17 protein-coding genes are annotated in these 19,654 nt (G+C 46.4%); 16 read left to right on the top strand and 1 reads right to left on the bottom strand.

All coding sequences use genetic code 11. From position 1 onward, the window contains the following. Window positions 1-4 precede the first annotated feature (4 nt). The 15 genes from ACGHVY_RS13840 to ACGHVY_RS13770 all read left to right on the top strand — a co-directional run bounded on the left by ACGHVY_RS13840 (window position 5) and on the right by ACGHVY_RS13770 (window position 17,793). A complete protein-coding gene (locus ACGHVY_RS13840) occupies window positions 5-658 on the top strand; it encodes a hypothetical protein (RefSeq protein WP_005816136.1) in 654 nt (217 codons plus the stop codon). 66 nt (window positions 659-724) lie between these two features. Continuing rightward, window positions 725-1,633: a fimbrillin family protein gene (locus ACGHVY_RS13835; protein ID WP_005816138.1), complete on the top strand. Its 909-nt coding sequence runs from the start codon at window positions 725-727 to the stop codon at window positions 1,631-1,633. An 80-nt stretch (window positions 1,634-1,713) separates the two neighbouring features. Beyond that, window positions 1,714-3,903 (top strand): type IV secretory system conjugative DNA transfer family protein, encoded by a 2,190-nt coding sequence (locus ACGHVY_RS13830; protein WP_005816140.1) that lies wholly within the window; start codon window positions 1,714-1,716, stop codon window positions 3,901-3,903. A gap of 53 nt (window positions 3,904-3,956) precedes the next feature. Continuing rightward, the gene (locus ACGHVY_RS13825) at window positions 3,957-4,454 is read left to right on the top strand and encodes a hypothetical protein (protein ID WP_005816141.1); all 498 of its coding nucleotides are present in this window, start codon (window positions 3,957-3,959) and stop codon (window positions 4,452-4,454) included. An 88-nt stretch (window positions 4,455-4,542) separates the two neighbouring features. After that, on the top strand, window positions 4,543-5,751 hold the full coding sequence (locus ACGHVY_RS13820) for a putative resistance-associated DNA invertase (RefSeq protein ID WP_005816149.1): 1,209 nt from the start codon (window positions 4,543-4,545) through the stop codon (window positions 5,749-5,751). A gap of 505 nt (window positions 5,752-6,256) precedes the next feature. Then, entirely contained in the window at window positions 6,257-6,829 is a 573-nt protein-coding gene (locus tag ACGHVY_RS13815) for a UpxY family transcription antiterminator (protein WP_007837407.1), read from the top strand. 98 nt (window positions 6,830-6,927) lie between these two features. Next, window positions 6,928-8,130, top strand: coding sequence for a GNAT family N-acetyltransferase (locus ACGHVY_RS13810; RefSeq protein ID WP_008021343.1), 1,203 nt, complete (start codon window positions 6,928-6,930; stop codon window positions 8,128-8,130). Window positions 8,131-8,173: 43 nt separating this feature from the next. Continuing rightward, on the top strand, window positions 8,174-9,295 hold the full coding sequence (locus tag ACGHVY_RS13805) for an efflux RND transporter periplasmic adaptor subunit (RefSeq protein WP_005816213.1): 1,122 nt from the start codon (window positions 8,174-8,176) through the stop codon (window positions 9,293-9,295). Next, window positions 9,292-12,405, top strand: a complete 3,114-nt coding sequence (locus tag ACGHVY_RS13800) for an efflux RND transporter permease subunit (protein ID WP_007837417.1) — start codon at window positions 9,292-9,294, stop codon at window positions 12,403-12,405. The genes ACGHVY_RS13805 and ACGHVY_RS13800 overlap by 4 nt, the downstream gene beginning before the upstream one ends. Then, entirely contained in the window at window positions 12,406-13,764 is a 1,359-nt protein-coding gene (locus ACGHVY_RS13795; protein ID WP_005816221.1) for an efflux transporter outer membrane subunit, read from the top strand. Window positions 13,765-13,947: 183 nt separating this feature from the next. Next, window positions 13,948-14,682 carry a 23S rRNA (adenine(2058)-N(6))-methyltransferase Erm(G) gene (erm(G), locus tag ACGHVY_RS13790; RefSeq protein ID WP_117981249.1) on the top strand — a complete coding sequence of 245 codons (735 nt, stop codon included), beginning with the start codon at window positions 13,948-13,950 and terminating at the stop codon, window positions 14,680-14,682. A 711-nt stretch (window positions 14,683-15,393) separates the two neighbouring features. Further along, window positions 15,394-15,648: a DNA cytosine methyltransferase gene (locus ACGHVY_RS13785; protein WP_117981251.1), complete on the top strand. Its 255-nt coding sequence runs from the start codon at window positions 15,394-15,396 to the stop codon at window positions 15,646-15,648. 22 nt (window positions 15,649-15,670) lie between these two features. Continuing rightward, window positions 15,671-16,540 carry a nucleotidyltransferase domain-containing protein gene (locus ACGHVY_RS13780; RefSeq protein WP_117981252.1) on the top strand — a complete coding sequence of 290 codons (870 nt, stop codon included), beginning with the start codon at window positions 15,671-15,673 and terminating at the stop codon, window positions 16,538-16,540. Beyond that, the gene (locus ACGHVY_RS13775) at window positions 16,521-17,261 is read left to right on the top strand and encodes a class I SAM-dependent methyltransferase (RefSeq protein WP_005816203.1); all 741 of its coding nucleotides are present in this window, start codon (window positions 16,521-16,523) and stop codon (window positions 17,259-17,261) included. Before ACGHVY_RS13780 ends, ACGHVY_RS13775 begins: the two co-directional genes overlap by 20 nt. A 37-nt stretch (window positions 17,262-17,298) precedes the next feature. Next, window positions 17,299-17,793 (top strand): HD domain-containing protein, encoded by a 495-nt coding sequence (locus ACGHVY_RS13770; RefSeq protein WP_007897426.1) that lies wholly within the window; start codon window positions 17,299-17,301, stop codon window positions 17,791-17,793. Between the two features lie 159 nt (window positions 17,794-17,952). On the opposite strand, the gene ACGHVY_RS13765 is transcribed toward ACGHVY_RS13770, so the two are convergent. Then, window positions 17,953-18,405 carry a hypothetical protein gene (locus ACGHVY_RS13765; RefSeq protein WP_007664626.1) on the bottom strand — a complete coding sequence of 151 codons (453 nt, stop codon included), beginning with the start codon at window positions 18,403-18,405 and terminating at the stop codon, window positions 17,953-17,955. 1,008 nt (window positions 18,406-19,413) lie between these two features. On the opposite strand from ACGHVY_RS13765, the gene ACGHVY_RS13760 reads away from it, so the two are divergent. After that, the gene (locus ACGHVY_RS13760) at window positions 19,414-19,614 is read left to right on the top strand and encodes a hypothetical protein (RefSeq protein ID WP_007837439.1); all 201 of its coding nucleotides are present in this window, start codon (window positions 19,414-19,416) and stop codon (window positions 19,612-19,614) included. The last annotated feature ends 40 nt before the right edge of the window (window positions 19,615-19,654 follow it).

Here is a 19,654-nt window from a genome sequence, read left to right as displayed (position 1 = left end):
GCGTATGAAGAAACTGTTTTCAATCTTGGCAGTTGCGGCAACGGTGTTGCTGACTGCCTGTGACGAGCATCAGGACTTTCCCGACACAGCCATGAAGGTCACCCATATCTTGACCACTGACGGCAAGGTGATGCCCTACGAAACCTACGAGCAATCGTGCAAGCAAGCCATTGCAGTGGTGTTCAACGTCAATCAGAGGGAAGAAATGGAGGGAAACGGATATGCCGTCTATCTGTGGGACATCGCTCCCGAAGCCTTTGCTGACAGTATCGGTGTGGAACAGGACACATCCTGTGACCTCACCGCCTACGACGGCAACAAGAACACTTTTGCCCTTTATGGCACGACCGATGTGAAGTCGCCTTTGGCTGAGCGTGTCTTCGACATGTGGCGTTACGGGCAAAGTGCCTATATCCCCAGTGTGGCACAGATGCGTCTGCTCTATCATGCCAAGGACATCATCAACCCATACATCCTGAAATGCGGCGGCACACCTATCCCCGATGAGGATGATGACTGTTGGTATTGGACTTCAACGGAGGTAGAAGGACAAGCGACCGCCAAGGCATGGCTTTACTCACTGGGAAGCGGTGCCATACAGGAGACTCCCAAGTGGCAGCCGCATAAGGCGAGACCCATCATCACGATTATGGATTAGCCCATATACAGACATCGAGTATCACCCGTATCATCATCAAAGTACAACAATTAAAAAAGAAAAAGCATGAAAAAGAATTTGTTTCTAATGTTGGGACTTGGAGCCATGCTCCTCACGTCCTGTGACCAAGACATCGTCAATGAGATTTACCTGCCCGGTGGCGGAGGTTCTGTGGTCGTGACCGACAGCACATCAACCAAGCAGCTTCAGGTATTCACCAATCTGGAGATGCTGCAACCTGCCGTTTCCACACGAGCCGTTGACAACCAGTGGGAACTCAATGATATGATTGGCATCTCTTCCACAGGGATGATCAACAATATGAAGTTCACCCGAAGCGGCGGCACGAATCAGTTTGTGTCAGCCAACAAGGTGTTTTTCACGGACACAGACACTCACACCTTCAATGCCTACTATCCCTATACGGCAAATCCTACCAACGACCTCATAGAGTTCCAAGTGCCGGAGGCAGCTGTACAGAGTGAGCAGAAGGTCAATGATTTTCTGTTTGCCAGTGGAGCGGCATCATACGCCAATCCGAGCCTTACATTGAACTTCACCCATCAGATGGTGCGTGTCATCATCAAGGTCTATACCTCACCAGAATACGGTTTCACCACCAATGATTTTGCAGGAAGCCTACTCACGTTCGTCGGTTATTTTGACAGCGGTACTTTCAACATCAAGACCGGAAAGGTAGAATGCAGTGACGAGTCGGTGACGACCTATTATTTCGGCGACCCACAAAGTGACCACATGGAATATACGCTTTATGTTCCTGCACAGGTTATGCCAGACATGACATTGCAACTCAGCAATGGGGAGAACTTCGTATTCCTCACAAACGACACGTGGAAAGCGGGTCATTCCTACAGCTATTCATTGAAGCCTGTACGCAACACCTTGGAGGTCATATCTGCAACTATTTCTCCGTGGACAGTAGAGTCTGAGAAGACCATCAACGGCTACGAATAAAACTCATAAGAGGATTGGAGGGTGTCCACCGTGGCATCCTTCATCTTTTCTCATTATCACCCAACATCATCGTAAAGTAAATGGAAGAAAGCAAAGAGTTACAGGGTTTTTACAAGATATTCAGGGCGGTGATTTATGTCTCCATCCTGATGGAGTTCTTCGCCTACGCACTGGAGCCGGAGCAGTTGGACTTCTTGGGCGGCGTAGTGACGGATATCCACACTCGCATCAAGCGGTGGATGATTTACCATGACGGCAACCTCGTGTATAGCAAGGTGGCTACGTTCCTGCTGATATGTATCACCTGTGTGGGAACGCGCAACAAGAAGCATCTGGAGTTTGACGCTCGCAGGCAGGTGCTCTATCCGCTGCTGTCGGGAGTGCTGCTGATTGTGCAGTCCGTATGGCTGTTCGGTCATTCGATAATGCCCTGTTTCTATACCCTCCGTTTGAACACTTGGCTCTATATGCTCACTTCCATCGTCGGTGTCGTATTGGTGCATATCGCCCTCGACAATATCTCTAAGTTCCTGAAGGAAGGGCTGCTGAAAGACCGCTTCAACTTCGAGAATGAGAGCTTTGAGCAATGCAGGGAGTTGCAGGAGAACAAGTACAGCGTGAACATCCCTATGCGCTATTATTACAAGGGCAAGTTCCGCAAGGGATGGGTGAACATCGTCAATCCGTTCCGTGGCACATGGGTTGTGGGTACTCCTGGTTCTGGTAAGACCTTCTCCATCATCGAGCCGTTTATCAGGCAGCACAGCGAGAAGGGCTTTGCCATGGTGGTGTACGACTATAAGTTTCCCACTCTCGCCACCAAACTCTACTATCATTACTTGAAGAACAAGAATGCCAAGGACAGCAAGATGCCCCATGGCATGAAGTTCAACATCATCAACTTTGTGGATGTGGAGTATTCGCGCCGTGTGAACCCCATCCAGTTGAAGTACATCAACAACCTTGCCGCAGCGAGCGAGACCGCCGAGACCCTGCTTGAATCCCTGCAAAAAGGCAAGAAGGAAGGCGGCGGTGGCAGCGACCAGTTCTTCCAGACCTCTGCCGTCAACTTCCTTGCCGCCTGCATCTATTTCTTCTGCAACTACGGCAAGGAGCCCTACGACAAGGACGGAAAGATGCTGATTGCCGAGCGGCGTGAAGACCCAAAGACGAAAAGGCTGATACCCACAGGACGGGTGTTCGACCATTCGGGCGCGGAGGTGCAGCCCGCTTATTGGTTGGGCAAGTACAGCGACATGCCACATATCCTATCGTTCCTCAATGAGAGTTATCAGACCATCTTCGAGGTACTTCAGACCGACAACGAGGTAGCCCCCTTGCTTGGCCCGTTCCAGACTGCCTTTGCCAACAAAGCCATGGAGCAGTTGGAAGGTATGATTGGCACGCTACGTGTCTATACCTCCCGTCTCGCCACCAAGGAATCTTACTGGATATTCCACAAGGACGGCGATGACTTCGACCTGAAGGTCAGTGACCCGAAGAATCCAAGTTATCTGCTCATTGCCAACGACCCCGAGATGGAGAGCATCATCGGTGCACTGAATGCCTTGATTCTCAACCGCCTTGTAACGAGGGTGAATACAGGACAGGGCAAGAACGTTCCTGTCAGCATCATCGTCGATGAGTTGCCGACCTTGTATTTCCACAAGATAGACCGACTGATAGGCACAGCCCGAAGCAACAAGGTGAGCGTGGCACTTGGCTTTCAGGAACTTCCGCAGTTGGAAGCCGATTATGGCAAGGTGGGTATGCAGAAAATCATCACCACCGTGGGCAATGTGGTGAGCGGTTCGGCAAGAGCCAAGGAAACCCTCGAATGGCTGTCGAGTGACATCTTCGGTAAAGTAGTGCAACTCAAAAAGGGCGTGACCATCGACCGTGACAAGACCTCCATCAACCTCAATGAGAATATGGACAGCCTGGTGCCTGCAAGCAAAATCTCCGATATGCCCACAGGTTGGATATGTGGACAGACCGCCCGTGACTTCGTAGTCACCAAGACCGGGATGAACGGAAGCATGAACATCCAGGAGAGCGAGGAGTTCAAGACATCCAAGTTCTACTGCAAGACCGACTTCGATATGACGGAAATAAAGAAGGAGGAATCGGAGTATGTCCCTCTCCCTAAGTTCTATAAGTTCAAGTCGAAAGAAGAGCGAGAGCGCATCCTCTACAAGAACTTCGTTCAGGTTGGGGAGGACGTGAAAGCCATGATTAAAGAGATTCAGCAGTTCCGCACTATGATGTAGTGATATTGATTAGAGTGCGGTGAGACATCGCACCTCCTATATAAAATAATGTAATGAGAAGATACATCATCGTACTATTGAGCATGTTGGCCATCTGTAGCGTGCCCTGTCAAAGCCAAACCATTGACAGGGCACTGTTTGAACGGATGGTAGCCATTACCAAACACTTCGAGGGTTGGCACGACCCAAAGACCACACCGGGCTATGTGGGCTATGGTCACCAGCTACAGAAGGGAGAGCGTTTCCCGAAAACACTGACACGTCAGCGTGCAGATTTGCTGTTACGGACAGACCTCCTCCGGCACCTGCGCCTATATGCCCGTTATGGCAGGGATGCTTATCTGCTTGCCACCCTCTCGTACCAGATTGGACCAGCCAAGTTGTTAGGCAATGGACGATACCCGAAAGCGTCCCTGCTCACCCGATTGGAACGTGGCGACAGGGACATCCTGCCACTCTATCTGAGCTATTGCAAATGGAGGGGAAAAGCAGTGGCATCCATTAGGAAACGGAGGTGGGTGGAATATCAGCTGTTGTATGCCGAGCGGTGAGGCACCATCCCTCCTATACCTGTTTGTCTGTCACTTATATTATATATAAAGGTAATAATTGCAATTTCAATGTTAAAGTCAGAGCATTATGGCATCCATCAAATTAAAGTTCAGAACATCATCTGTTCAAGAGAAAGAGGGTCGCCTGTATTATCAGGTGATACACAATCGTGTGGCACGTCAGATCCATACAGAGTACAGAATCTATTCCTCAGAGTGGGATGCGGACCATTCAAACATCATTTTGCCAACTTCCGTCACTCCACAACGTCAAGCCTATCTTCTTTCCTTGAAAGATACATTGGATGCTGACAGGAAGAAACTGCTGTTGGTCATTGCACGGTTGGACAAGGAAGGGCAGTCATATACAGCAGACACCGTCGTTGACAACTTCCATGAGGGAAAAGAATTACATGGCATTATCGGCTATACGCTGGAGTTGAACGAAAAACTGAGACGCATCGGCAAGAAGCGGATGGTAGCAAGGTACAAAACCACCCTCAACAGCCTCCAGCGTTACCTGAAAGGAGGCGATGTGCCATTGGAGGAAGTCGATGGGACAACGATACAAGGCTATGAACAGTGGCTGAAAGACAGCGGACTGTGCCGCAACACCACCTCTTTCTACATCCGCAACCTGCGCACCATCTACAATCATGCCGTAGATGACGGACTGGTCATCTCTTCCTCACCGTTCAAGCATGTATATACCGGCATCGACAAGACCGTCAAGCGGGCACTCCCCTTGGAAATCATCAAGCAACTGAAAGAGCTGGACTTGAGTCTGAACCCCCGTTTGGAGCTTGCAAGGGATATGTTCCTGTTCAGTTTCTATACCCGTGGGATGTCGTTCATCGATATGGCACAACTTACACCAAGCAATCTGCATGGCAGTACGCTCATTTACCGCCGTCAGAAGACCTCACAACAGTTGCACATCAAATGGGAACCTGCCATGCAGGAGATAGTGGCGAAGTACAAAACAGATGATTCTCCCTACCTGCTCCCTATAGCAAAAGGAGAGGGAGCCATATTCTGGAGACAGTACAAGAATGCCTATAGCCGTATCACCAAGCAGTTGAAGAAAATCGGAGAAATGATAGGCCTGTCCGTACCCCTGACCACCTACGTAGCCCGCCACTCCTGGGCAAGCATAGCCAAGAGCAAGAACGTGCCCGTATCTACTATCAGCGAGGCATTGGGGCATGACTCCGAGAAAACCACACAGATATACCTCTCCTCATTGGACACCTCTGTCGTTGACAACGCCAACAATCTCATCATCAATTCTCTTTAGGAGGTGCAGCGTCTCACTGCACCTTTATTTCAATATTTATAACTATTGTATTGCGGTGTGATACCGCAACTATAATAAAAAAGTCGGGGATTGTTGAGCAAAAAGGTGTTTCTCTCTTTAAGAGAAACTCTTCGGGATGCAAAAATATGAAAATAACTCCAATTCACCAAATTATATAGCGACTTTTTTACAAAAATGCTAAAATTTGTTGATTTCCGTCAAGCAATTGTTGAGCAAATATGTCTTTTACGATAAAATGATACCTCAATATCAACTGTTTAGCAAAACGATATTTCTCTTAAAGAGAGAAACATCTTTTGCATACCTTTTCCGACCGAATTTTTATGTCGTAAAGAGGGGCTTTGCAGGGGGTGGACTCAGAAAGATGAGAATAGATGACTATTGTAGTTGAAACACATAGAAAGTTGCTGATATACAGACCGATACGCATATCGGGATGAACTATGAGTACGTTCTTTTCTCAAAAAACACATGTCAAAACAGTATGGTGAATGTATTGGACAAGGATAAGATACTGTGGTATGTCATGCGGGTCTACAAGAACGAGAATACTGCCGAAGATCGGCTCTCTAATGAAACGTATGGCTTAGAGTATTTCATACCCAAGCAGAAAGTCCTTCGCACTGTCAAGGGCAAGAAAGTCTTTTTCATGGTACCCGTCATCCATAGTCTGGTGTTTGTGCATGCAAGTCATCAGAAGATTGTTGATTTCAAACACAATTATTATTACGACCTACAGTTTGTCACATGGAAAAGTGGCGGAGAACTTGTCTATCTGACTGTACCTGATGAAGACATGACCAACTTCATCAAGGTGTGCAAGCAGGCAGATGAAGAGGTACACTTCTACAAAATCAGCGAAATCAACAAGGAAAAAGATAAAATCAACATTGAAAAAGGTAAAAGAGTAAGGGTACATGGCGGACCGTTCGACCAGGTGGAGGGCTACTTCATAAAAGTGGCAAAAAAGAGAGGTCGGCAGCTTGTCGTCATTATTCCCGACCTACTGGCGGTTTCAGCTGAGGTGAAGCCGGAATATATTCAAATCATAGACTGAGATTATGGAAACACGAATTACCCCCCCCGAATTGATTGATACAGAGGGATTAGTACAGGACAGACCGACACAAACGGCCTATTAAAGTTAGATAGAGAATGAGTTTAATTTGGATTGTCAACATCCTGTCGGTATTCTTCCTGTGCGTGTTTTTCGCAGGAATCGTGATACCGCAGATTCTGCTCATCGCCTTCCGCAGGCGACTGTTCGACGAGCCGGACGAGCGGAAGATACATCAGTGTGTAGTGCCTCGCCTTGGCGGTATGGCCTTCAAGCCCGTAGTGTTCTTCTCCTTTGTCCTGCTTTTGGCGGTCAATGTCTCAACCGGACATGATGAGCTGCTTAAGGAAATAGGCGCAGAAGCGTTGCCATTGGCATACGCCTTCTGCGCCATCATCATGTTGTACCTTGTCGGCATTGCCGATGACCTTATCGGTGTGCGCTACCGTGCCAAGTTCTTTATCCAGATAGTCTGCGGCATCATGCTGGTGGCTGGCGGAGTGGAACTGTCCGACCTTCACGGAATGCTGTTCATCCATTCCATGCCGTCGTGGATTAGCATCCCTCTCACCGTTTTCGTTACGGTTTTCATCATCAATGCCATCAACCTCATCGACGGCATCGACGGACTGGCCTCTGGGCTGTGCAGCATTGCCTTCCTGTTCTACGGGATGACCTTCATCTGGTTCCACCAGTATCTCTATGCCATGCTTGCCTTCGCTACTTTGGGCGTACTCATACCATTTTATTATTACAAGGAAATATATATCGAAACCGAACGAATTATCATTCGAAATTTCAAACAGAAGGATGCCGAAGGGTTGTTGGAGTATCTTTCCCATCCGCGTGTGAATTGCTTTGCCGGAGACCGCCTTTGTTCCAGAGAGGCGGCATGGGCATATATGCAGTATTCCCCGAAAGACATGCTGCGCTATGCGGTGAGTCTGAAAAAAGATGACTTTATTATCGGTGACGTGTTCGCTTTGCGTGAGAATGAAGACACTTATAATGTGGGGTGGCATTTCAACAAACGTTTTGAAGGCAAAGGATTCGCTTGTGAAGCGGCAGCCGGATTGTTGGATTATCTTTTCCGAGAGGCGGGCGCACGGCGTATCTATGGATTTGTGGAAGATGACAATATCCGCTCCAAACGCTTATGCGAACGTCTTGGTATGCGCCGCGAAGGATGTTTCAAAGAGTTTGTGACATTCGTAAACAATCCTGACGGCTCCCCAAAATATGAAGATACCTGTGTTTATGCCATTCTCGAAAAAGAGTGGAATACCATCCGTCAGTGGTGACACACCAAACCTATTATGAATTAATACAAAACAAGAAGAAAATATGAACAAGCAATTCATTATCACGAATTTCGCCGCATTTGCTCTCATGCTGTTCCTGCCGACCGGATGCAGGCAGGCGGACGGCAAGCAGGATGCGGTGCAGAGTTATCGGGTCATAAAGGTCGCGGCAAGTCCGGTGGAAATCTCCGAGTCCTATTCCGCCGCCATACGCGGACGGCAGGATGTGGACATCCTGCCGCAAATATCCGGGCGCATTATCCGTCTGAAAGTGAAAGAGGGTGAACGGGTGAAGACCGGTCAAGTATTGGCTGTAATTGACCAAGTGCCCTATCGGGCGGCATTACGCACGGCGCAGGCCAATGTCAGCGCGGCACAGGCAAAAGTGGAAACGGCAAGAATCGAGCTGCGGGGCAAGCAGGCATTGTTTGACGAGAAGGTCATATCCGACTACGAGCTTTCTCTCGCCCGGAACCAACTGGCAGTGGCGTGTGCTGAACTCGAACAGGCAAAGGCACAAGAATCGGATGCACGCAACAATCTCTCCTATACGGAAATCAAAAGCCCGAGCAACGGAGTAGTAGGCACATTGCCCTATCGCATCGGTGCGCTTGTCGGTCCCAATATGGCACAGCCTTTCACGGTCGTGTCCGACAATGCGGAGATGTATGCCTATTTCTCCATTTCGGAGAATATGCTACGGCGATATTTGGCTCGCTATGGCTCGATTGACAGCATGATAGCCGGGATGCCGGAAGTGGGCCTGCAACTCAACGACGGCAGCCTGTACAAGGCGAAAGGACGTATTGAAACCGTAAGCGGCGTGGTGGATCCTGTTACCGGAACGGTACAAATCAAAGCCCTGTTCCCCAATCCCGACCGCGAACTGTTGAGTGGCAGCATCGGCAATGTCATCCTTCAAAACCCGAAAACGGAGGCCGTAACCATTCCCATGACCGCCACCGTGGAACTGCAGGACAAGATTATCGCTTACCGTCTGAAAAACGGACAGGCGGAAGCCGCCTATCTCACGGTGGACCGCCTGAACGACGGCAACCGGTTTATCGTAAAAGAAGGTCTTTCGGTCGGTGACACCATTGTCGCCGAAGGCGTGGGACTGGTGAGAGAAGGCATGAGCATAACCCCTAAAAACGAAACGAAATGAACCTGCGATTTTTTATAGACCGCCCGGTGTTTTCGGGCGTTATCTCGGTGGTGATTGTACTGTTGGGCATGATTTCCATGTTTTCCTTGCCGGTGGAACAATACCCCGACATCGCACCTCCGACCATCAACGTATTCGCAACTTATCCTGGAGCAAACGCTGAAACTGTGCAGAAGGCAGTGATAACCCCTCTGGAAGAAGCCATCAACGGCGTGGAAGACATGACCTATATGACTTCCACGGCATCGAATACGGGCGATGCTTCCATCAACATCTATTTCAAGCAGGGAACCAACGCGGACATGGCGGCGGTAAACGTGCAGAACCGCGTGAACGGCGCGCTGAGCCAGCTTCCGGCGGAAGCCACCAAGACCGGTGTCACCACTGAAAAGCAGCAGAATGCCGAACTGATGACTTTCGCGCTCTATTCGCCCGATGACCGCTTCGACCAGACCTTCCTGAACAATTACGTGAAAATCAATGTCGAGCCGAGGCTGAAACGTATCAGCGGCGTGGGAAAGGCACAGTTGTTCGGTTCCAACTACAGCATGCGACTTTGGCTGCGTCCCGACAAGATGGCGCAATACGGGCTTATCCCCGATGACATATCCACCGTACTCGCACGACAGAACATCGAGGCCGCCACCGGCTCCTTCGGTGCCAATCATCCTACCGCCAATGAATACACGATGAAATACCGCGGACGCTTGTCCGGCGCGGAAGAGTTCGGTGAGTTGGTCATCAAGTCACTGCCGGGCGGCAATGTGCTTCGGCTGAAGGAGGTTGCCGATGTGGAACTGGGCGATGAATACTACAACTATTCCTCCGAAGTGAACGGGCATCCGGCAGCCATGATGCTCATCAACCAGAAAGCCGGGTCCAATGCTTCAAGCACCATCAAGGAGATTCACGAAGTGCTTGACGACCTCAGCCGGGACTTGCCCGAAGGGACGGAATTCGTGGTGCTTACCGATACCAACAAGTTCCTGTATGCTTCCATCAATTCTGTTATCCGGACACTTATTGAAGCGATACTTCTGGTTATCGTGGTGGTATATGTATTTTTGCAAGATATTAAGTCCACGCTTATTCCTACGATATCCATTTTCGTCTCCATTATCGGTACGTTCGCCGTGATGTCCATGATCGGCTTCTCCGTCAACCTGCTCACCCTGTTCGCGCTTGTGCTTGCCATCGGAACTGTGGTCGATGATGCCATTGTGGTGGTGGAAGCGGTGCAGGCGAAGTTCGACGAGGGCTATCAGTCTGCGGTTCTCGCGGCTGATGATGCCATGAAAGGCGTTTCGTCGGCTATCCTGACCTCTACCATCATCTTTATGGCAGTGTTTTTCCCCGTTGCCATGATGGGCGGGACTTCGGGAGCGTTCTACACGCAGTTCGGTATCACGATGGCTGTTGCCGTGGGAATCTCGGCAGTCAATGCCTTCACACTCTCACCGGCACTTTGCGCGCTGCTGCTGAAACCCTATATCGATGAGCAGGGCAACACCAAGAACAATTTTGCAGCCCGTTTCCGTAAAGCGTTCAATGCCGTCTTCGACCGTCTGAGCCGACGCTATGTACGTGGAGTGATGTTCATTATCCATCGCCGATGGCTGTTGTGGAGCATCATAGGCATTTCTTTCGGGTTGCTGGTGCTGCTGGTCAATGTCACAAAGACGGGACTTATTCCCGAAGAGGACACCGGGACGGTCATGGTGAGCATGAACACGAAGCCCGGCACATCCATGGCTCAGACAAGTAAGGTGATGGAGCGTATCAACAGCCGTCTCGACAGCATCGGCGAGATTGAATACAGCGGTGCGGTCGCCGGTTTCTCTTTCAGCGGTTCCGGTCCCTCGCAGGCGATGTATTTCGTGACACTCAAAGACTGGGAGCAGCGTAAGGGAGAGGGGCAGTCGGTCAATGATGTCATCGGAAAGATTTATGCCGCCACTTCGGATATTCCCGATGCCACGGTGTTCGCCATGTCGCCTCCGATGATTGCCGGGTACGGCATGGGAAACGGTTTCGAGCTTTATTTGCAGGACAAGGCGGGCGGAAACATCGCCGCCTTCAAGGAAGAGGCAGACAAGTTTGTCGAAGCCTTGTCGCAGCGACCCGAAATCGGCGAAGTCTATTCCTCCTTTGCCACGGATTATCCGCAATACTGGGTGGATATCGATGCCGCCAAATGCGAACAGTCGGGTGTGTCGCCCGCAGATGTGCTTTCCACATTGTCGGGCTATTATACCGGACAATATGTTTCCGACTTCAACCGGTTCTCCAAGCTCTACCATGTGACCATGCAGGCTCCGGCGGAATATCGTGTGAATGCGGAATCCCTGCACCACATGTATGTGCGTGCCACCGATGGCGGCATGTCGCCTTTGAGCCGGTTCGTGCGCCTGACCAAGACCAACGGCCCGTCAGACCTCACCCGTTTCAACCTGTTCAACGCCATCTCGATTAGCGGGTCTCCGGCTCAGGGCTACAGTTCGGGGCAGGTGCTCGAAGCCATCGGCGAGACGGCACGTGAAGTGCTTCCGTCAAATTACACATACGAGTTTGGCGGCATTTCGCGTGAGGAAAGCAAGACGACCAACAATGCCACGCTTATATTCCTGCTCTGCATGGTTCTGGTCTATCTGATTCTGTGCGCCTTGTATGAGAGCGTGTTCATACCCTTCGCGGTTCTGTTGTCGGTGCCTTGCGGACTGATGGGCAGTTTCCTGTTTGCGTGGCTCTTCGGTCTGGAGAACAACATCTACATGCAGACCGGACTTATCATGATTATAGGCCTGCTTGCCAAGACAGCGATCCTGCTTACCGAATACGCCGGTAAACGGCGGTCGGAAGGCATGACGCTGGCACAGGCGGCATACAGTGCGGCAAAAGTCCGCCTGCGCCCCATATTGATGACTGTGTTGTCCATGGTGTTCGGTCTTGTCCCGCTGATGATGGCGCACGGAGTGGGTGCCAACGGCAGCCGTTCGCTTGCCACAGGTGTAATCGGTGGAATGATTGTAGGTACTTTGGCTCTGTTGTTCCTTGTGCCGTCATTGTTTATTGTATTCCAATATATCCAAGAACGTGTTAAGCATAATTAAATGAAGAAGACAGTAATATATATCATATTGTCGGGATGGATGCTTGCCGGCTGTGGCACATACAGCCGGTATCATCGCCCTGACCTCTCAACGGAGAATCTGTATCGGGACATGCCGGCGGACATTGATACAATGACCATCGCGTCCCTGTCGTGGCGGGAAATGTTTACCGACCCGAAACTCCAGTCCTTGATTGAAACCGGACTTGAACGGAACGCAGACCTCAATGTGGCACGGTTACGCGTGGAAGCGGCAGAAGCCGTCCTGATGACTGCCAGACTATCATATCTTCCATCACTGGGACTGACTGCCGAAGGTAATGCCAATAAACATGACGGAGCAACGGCAAAGACATATAATGTGGGAGCGTCGGCAAGCTGGGAACTGGACATCTTCGGCAAACTTACGGCGGCAAAGCGTGGCGCAGCCGCCGCATTACAAGGAAGCCGTGCCTACCGGCAGGCCGTACAGACACAGCTTGTCGCCACTATTGCAGACAGTTACTACACCCTTGCCATGCTTGACGCACAAATGACAATAAGTAACCGGACTTTGGAGAACTGGCGGACTACCGTACGCACTCTTGAAGCGTTGAAAAAAGTGGGGAAATCAAACGAGGCTGGCGTATTGCAGGCAAAGGCGAACGTGATGCGACTCGAAGCATCCCTGTTATCCATACGCAAGAGTATTTCCGAAACAGAAAACGCCCTGTCTGCGATACTTGCCATGCCGTCACACTCGATTGGACGAAGTGATCTGGCCGAGGCTGCTTTCCCCGATACTGTCTCGATCGGAGTCCCTTTGCAACTGCTTTCCAACCGTCCCGACGTGCGTCAGGCTGAAATGGAACTGGCGCAAGCATTCTACGCCACCAATGCGGCCCGTGCCGCCTTCTATCCCAATATTACCCTCTCGGGAATTCTTGGATGGACTAATAACGGCGGTGGCGTAATCGTAAATCCCGGACAATGGTTACTTAATGCCATCGGTTCCCTGACACAGCCGTTATTCAACCGGGGCGTAAACATCGCCAACTTGAAGATAGCCAAAAGCCGTCAGGAAGAAGCCAAACTGTTGTTCCGGCAATCATTACTGAACGCAGGAAAGGAAGTGAACGATGCTCTGACCGCATGGCAGACGGCAAAATCGCAAATTGAAATCAATGCTCGGCAGGTTGAAACATTATGCGACGCTGTGCGAAAGACAGAATCGCTGATGCGTCATTCCAATACCACCTATCTGGAAGTGCTGACCGCCAAACAGTCTCTTCTCGAAGCGGAAGTGCAACAGTTACAAACTCGTTTTGAACGCATACAAAGTATAATTAAACTTTACCATGCGTTGGGAGGAGGAATGTAACTTTACAAGAATTATAACCTAATACTGAACCATGTTGTGTAATTTTTATATTTCAGTCGTCATAAACTTATAAATAAGTAATTTAGTATGCAAAAACAAATTAATCTAACATCCGAAGCAGGGTTAGAGGAATTAATGAATAAATATTCGAAAAGAGATGAAATAAATTAAGGAGGGGTTATAATGAACAAAGTAAATATAAAAGATAGTCAAAATTTTATTACTTCAAAATATCACATAGAAAAAATAATGAATTGCATAAGTTTAGATGAAAAAGATAACATCTTTGAAATAGGTGCAGGGAAAGGTCATTTTACTGCTGAATTGGTAAAGAGATGTAATTTTGTTACGGCGATAGAAATTGATTCTAAATTATGTGAGGTAACTCGTAATAAGCTCTTAAATTATCCTAACTATCAAATAGTAAATGATGATATACTAAAATTTACATTTCCTAGCCACAATCCATATAAAATATTTGGCAACATACCTTACAACATAAGCACAAATATAATTCGAAAAATTGTTTTTGAAAGTTCAGCCACAATAAGTTATTTAATAGTGGAATATGGTTTTGCTAAAATGTTATTAGATACAAACAGATCACTAGCATTGCTGTTAATGGCAGAGGTAGATATTTCTATATTAGCAAAAATTCCCAGGTATTATTTCCATCCAAAACCTAAAGTGGATAGCGCATTAATTGTATTAAAAAGAAAGCCAGCAAAAATGGCATTTAAAGAGAGAAAAAAATATGAAACTTTTGTAATGAAATGGGTTAACAAAGAGTATAAAAAACTGTTTACAAAAAATCAATTTAATAAAGCTTTAAAATATGCGAGAATATATGATATAAACAATATTAGTTTCGAACAATTTGTATCGCTATTTAATAGTTATAAAATATTTAACGGCTAAAAACAATAGGCCACATGCAACTGTAAATGTTTAGTTATAGGTAGGGTAGCATAAGTTAAAATGCTATTCTGCCTTTTAAAAGTATGGTATACATTCCAGAGAGAGATTGGATATGTTCCCGCCTACCGATAGTGCCAAAAACGTAGTGGATATGTTTCCGAGAACGGATACGCTCAAATGACATTCATTCTGTCCTCTCGAGCCATGTGGAGACGGTATGTCTACTGTCACGGAACAAGTAAAAAAGTACAGAAATAGGCTTAAAATAAGGGATTCCGAGAGATTTGCCGATTTTGGCAGTCTCCTGGGAACCCTTTTTTCGTGTTTTGACAATAGCGTCATAGTCTGCCTTTTGATAGGTTGAGACAAGAAATTACTTTTTTGACGATTGAGACAATAGGACTATTGTCAGGTTAAAGTCCGTTTTTTGGTACAGATGGCTTGATATTATTATACTGTCCAGAGTAGCAAACCGATTGACCTTAGACTAAAAATAGGGTAAAATTAGTCAATCACTAGAAGGAGAATGGGATATGGATGAGAGAATATACTTAGACACCTATCTTTTGCAGCAGGACATGCGAGTTCGCTTGCCGAAGTCGGTAATCTCCAATTTAGGGGTCGTAAAAGGAAAAACAAAGTTTGATATTTATTTGGACTCAAAAGAGCATTGCTTAATATTTAAAATCCACGATGAGGAGAAGTCTGAAAATGAGTAAAAAACTTATAGCCGTTTCCCTGTTTACCGAAGCCGGTGGCATGGATGTAGGCTTTGAACGACCCGGGATTAAGGTTGTATTTGCAAATGAGGTTATGAAAGAAGCAGCTCAGACTTATATACTGATTGATTTCCGTGCCTTCTATGGCTTGGATAAATTTAGCTTGAAGCAAATCGACCAGTATGTTTGGCAGATCGGGAAGGATTACTTCCCGAAGAACTACGGAAAGAAAGTATTTTGTCTTTAATCGATAAAAGGAGTGTGTTCGTATGGTAGATAATGTAATTCAAATAGTAACAGAGAAATTATCTTCTTTGCCTTGCATAGAAGGCATTGTATTAGGGGGCTCACGTGCAAGAGGCACCCATACAGAGGATTCTGATATAGATATCGGAATCTATTACAATTCAGAATCATTTGACCTGACAGCGATTAATCAAATTGCTACAGAATTGGATGATGAGAATAGAAACGACCTTGTTGTACCTCCCCGAGCGTGGGGTGATTGGGTTAATGGCGGCGGATGGTTAGTTATAAACGGGTATCATGTTGACTTGATTTTACGTGATATAAAACGGGTGGAACAAATAATCAAAGATACGGAGCAAGGAATTGTTACTGCCAATTATCAGACTGGGCATCCCCATGGTTATATAAGTGCTATGTATCGTGGAGAATTGGCGATCAGCAAGATACAATATGCTAAGAATGAAAGCTTATGCGAATTAAAAAATCAGGCAGAAATTTACCCTGGTGCTCTAAAGAAGAGCTTGATAAACTTTTTTATATTTGAAGCAGAGTTCTCTTTAATGTTTGTAAAAGCAAATGCGGGAGCAGAGGATAAATATTATATTGCAGGCCATGTTTTTCGTATTATTTCATGCTTAAATCAAGTACTATTTGCATGCAATAATGCTTATTGCATTAACGAAAAGAAAGCTATAAAACTGCTTGAAACTTTTGAATATAAACCTGAAAAATATGCCGAAAGGGTTAATCATATTTTTGAAGTACTCGGTCTTTCACTTTTTGAATGCTACGATATGACCGAGAAGCTTTATAAAGAAGTGAAAAAAATTGCAACGGAGATAAATAACTTTTTAAACGAGGGGAATTCAGATGAAAGAAAACAAATATGATGATAATATATTTTTTCAAAAATACAGTCAAATGAGTCGCTCACAGCAGGGACTAGCCGGTGCAGGAGAATGGGAAACATTGAGAAAGCTGCTGCCGGATTTTAAAGATAAGCGTGTGCTTGATTTAGGATGCGGCTATGGATGGCACTGTATTTATGCGATGGAACACGGTGCTTCTTCTGTTGTAGGTGTTGATATTTCTCATAAAATGCTCGAGGTAGCCAAAGAAAAAACACATTTTCCCCAGGTTGAATATAAATGCTGTGCTATAGAAGATGTGGAATTCCCAGAGGAGAGTTTTGATGTAATATTAAGTTCACTTGCGTTTCACTATGTAGCAGATTATGAGATTTTAGTAAAAAAGATATATAGAATACTGAAGTCTGGTGGCAAGCTAGTTTTTACGGTTGAACATCCTGTTTTTACTGCCTATGGAACACAAGACTGGCATTATAACGAAAAAGGAGAAATACTGCATTTTCCGGTGGATAATTATTATTATGAGGGCAAACGGACAGCTGTGTTTTTGGGAGAAAAGGTTACAAAATATCATAGAACACTGACCACATATCTAAATACACTGCTTTCAAATGGTTTTATAATAAATCAGATTGTGGAGCCGCAGCCGCCGGAAAACATGATGGATATTCCGGGGATGCAGGATGAAATGCGCCGTCCCATGATGCTGATTGTATCGGCCAACAAAAAAATGGATAGATAGAACTAAAACACCTATAAGGTATAAATGGAGGCAATTTATGTTTAAAGAAAAAATTATTATAGAGATGAAAGAAGTGTTCAAAGAAATTCCTTTTGGCATAGAGCATACTCTTAAAGTTTTGAAAAATGCAGAAGATATAATGAACGGAGAAAATATCGGAGAGGAAGAAAAAGAATTCATCAGTATTATTGCTATACTACATGATATTGGTGCGGTTGAAGCACAAAAAAAATACGGTTCTATTGATGGTGTCTATCAAGAAAAGGAAGGACCAGCAGTAGCGAAAGAAATATTAAAAAAGGTAGGCTATAACAAAAATATTGATAGAATATGCTTTATAATAGGCAACCATCATACTCCATCTAAAATTGATGGACTTGATTTTCAAATACAATGGGAAGCTGATTTGCTTGAAAATTTAACGGTTATGGATAAAGAAAAAGAACAGGAAAAGATAAAAAAGTGTATAGGTGAAAACTTTAAAACAAACACAGGAAAAAGGATAGCTTATAATCGCTTTATTTTAGATTAGTAGTAGATTATTACAGTTATGTATTTTACTCAAGTTTCGGATTTAGGTTTTATGCAGTCTGAGCGATCAGTTGCATGGCCTTGAACCTGCGGTTATCCCGTATAATTTGCTCCATCAATTCGTTCTCGTCAATGGTAAAAATCTCAGCCACGATTGCTATTACATCAATAATGATTGACCAGATCTTTTCCACGACGGTGAGCTCGTGTACGCCTTCATATATATCGGCGAACAATCCTCCAATGGTCTCTTCACCATGCTCTTCAGGCGCTCAAGCTTGGATACGAAATACTCTTCCTTGCGTTTTTCGGTCTGGCAGTCTCTGTCACGCTTGCGGTTGTAGCGCCTCTCGCGCTGCCGGGCCGTAAGACCTTGTTCCTTGCCATCGACCTTCCCTCTCTCGCCGTGAATCGAGAAGTCCACGACAAATTGAGAGCGGCCGTCGCTCCAGCACAGGGCCAGCAGCTTGTAGCCGAGAATGCACCGCTGAAACACGTGCGAGAATATCTTGCCAATACACTCCATCCTCAATCCGGTCTTCGGCAGGTCGGAATCATCCACAATAAGCACTGCCGGAAGATGGCTCTTTTGATAGTCTTTCCTTATGGTCACGGCCTTGATGAGATGACAGGCGATGTGCCAGATGATGTTGCTAGTCTATATTGTCCTTGGCCATAAACGAATAGAGTAGGTCCTTCTTACCCCCGAACAGTTTCGAGATTGACGATCCGGCATAATGAGAAAAACCCGGGACGGCCATAAACGGCAGAATCAATATGATCTGGAAAAGTTGAAGGTTGGTAAGCTGACAGTTCTCACGTTTTTTCCCTCCGAGATCTTTGTCTGAAATCCTCATCCCCTCAAGGAGGGTCATAAACTTGGAAAATGCGGGATTGATTCGTTTTCCCGTGAAAAAGTTGCGGATCTCCGATGGAATTTTTGTAATTTTGCTCATGGCTTTGAGTGATTGTAATTAGTTGTTTGGGCACCTCTAAATTACTAAATTTCCGTGACATACGGAAATCCTCAAAGCCTTTTTTATGCCCAAATCTATCCTCTCAACCTAAATCCGAAACTTGAGTAAATTATAATTATGAGATGCTACGTGCTTTTGTTCAATATACCCTAAACGTCGATTTAAATGCGCCTGTGATAAAGGATTTAGTTGAAAAGTATAAGGATATAGAACAATTTAATAGGAGCATAACAGATAAATACGTTGCAATATGTAAACGCTTTTAATATTTGAATTTAGCCGTTTATGTAGAATGAAGGTGTGCAAACAAACAGACCCTGAAAAGGGTCTCACCCCCGTTAACCGCAATGTCAAAGACTTGCGGATGGCCAGATGACTCCTATACATCCGACCCCAACGGGGTCGAACCATATAATCTGTAGAAAGGTTCGACCTCCGTTGGGGTCGTGGATTGGGAAGGCACTTCGACCCGCACATTGTATCATGTGCGGTTACTTGAAGTTCGACTCCCGTTGGGGTCGATGGCTCGTCGTTATTCTGAATCTTAGCAAATCCTCTCTTTTTTAATGAACTGTGTGCTTGATCACTGAAAATAATCCTTATTTTTGCCACGAGAGTTTTACGAAAGATAAATAGATAAAGTATTGGAAAAGAAACATAACTGTCAGCAGTGCCCACTGAGGCGGCGATACGACCGTTCACCCAAGTCATTGTTGGGTCGTTTTTGGCGATGGCACATCAATTTCTGTCCGGGATGGAAAGCCTATTTCCTGTCGCTGAGCGAAGAGGAACGGCATGTATTGAGAAAGCAATACGCTTTTCATAAGCCTCAAATCCGCAACTAAGTCCTTCATCGTCCTATTTACGTGTACACGTTCTCTCATT

The organism is Bacteroides sp. f07 (assembly GCF_042854785.1).
GTDB lineage: Bacteria > Bacteroidota > Bacteroidia > Bacteroidales > Bacteroidaceae > Bacteroides.
The sequence above is the reverse complement of the archived record's forward strand: the minus strand, read 5'-3'. Positions and strand labels throughout refer to the sequence as shown.

Bases quoted from the DNA above. Each gene is read 5' to 3' on its own strand.
- ACGHVY_RS13840 (WP_005816136.1), top strand. From the start codon at position 5: ATGAAGAAACTGTTTTCAATCTTGGCAGTTGCGGCAACGGTGTTGCTG.
- ACGHVY_RS13835 (WP_005816138.1), top strand. From the start codon at position 725: ATGAAAAAGAATTTGTTTCTAATGTTGGGACTTGGAGCCATGCTCCTC.
- ACGHVY_RS13830 (WP_005816140.1), top strand. From the start codon at position 1,714: ATGGAAGAAAGCAAAGAGTTACAGGGTTTTTACAAGATATTCAGGGCG.
- ACGHVY_RS13825 (WP_005816141.1), top strand. From the start codon at position 3,957: ATGAGAAGATACATCATCGTACTATTGAGCATGTTGGCCATCTGTAGC.
- ACGHVY_RS13820 (WP_005816149.1), top strand. From the start codon at position 4,543: ATGGCATCCATCAAATTAAAGTTCAGAACATCATCTGTTCAAGAGAAA.
- ACGHVY_RS13815 (WP_007837407.1), top strand. From the start codon at position 6,257: ATGGTGAATGTATTGGACAAGGATAAGATACTGTGGTATGTCATGCGG.
- ACGHVY_RS13810 (WP_008021343.1), top strand. From the start codon at position 6,928: ATGAGTTTAATTTGGATTGTCAACATCCTGTCGGTATTCTTCCTGTGC.
- ACGHVY_RS13805 (WP_005816213.1), top strand. From the start codon at position 8,174: ATGAACAAGCAATTCATTATCACGAATTTCGCCGCATTTGCTCTCATG.
- ACGHVY_RS13800 (WP_007837417.1), top strand. From the start codon at position 9,292: ATGAACCTGCGATTTTTTATAGACCGCCCGGTGTTTTCGGGCGTTATC.
- ACGHVY_RS13795 (WP_005816221.1), top strand. From the start codon at position 12,406: ATGAAGAAGACAGTAATATATATCATATTGTCGGGATGGATGCTTGCC.
- ACGHVY_RS13785 (WP_117981251.1), top strand. From the start codon at position 15,394: ATGAGTAAAAAACTTATAGCCGTTTCCCTGTTTACCGAAGCCGGTGGC.
- ACGHVY_RS13780 (WP_117981252.1), top strand. From the start codon at position 15,671: ATGGTAGATAATGTAATTCAAATAGTAACAGAGAAATTATCTTCTTTG.
- ACGHVY_RS13775 (WP_005816203.1), top strand. From the start codon at position 16,521: ATGAAAGAAAACAAATATGATGATAATATATTTTTTCAAAAATACAGT.
- ACGHVY_RS13770 (WP_007897426.1), top strand. From the start codon at position 17,299: ATGTTTAAAGAAAAAATTATTATAGAGATGAAAGAAGTGTTCAAAGAA.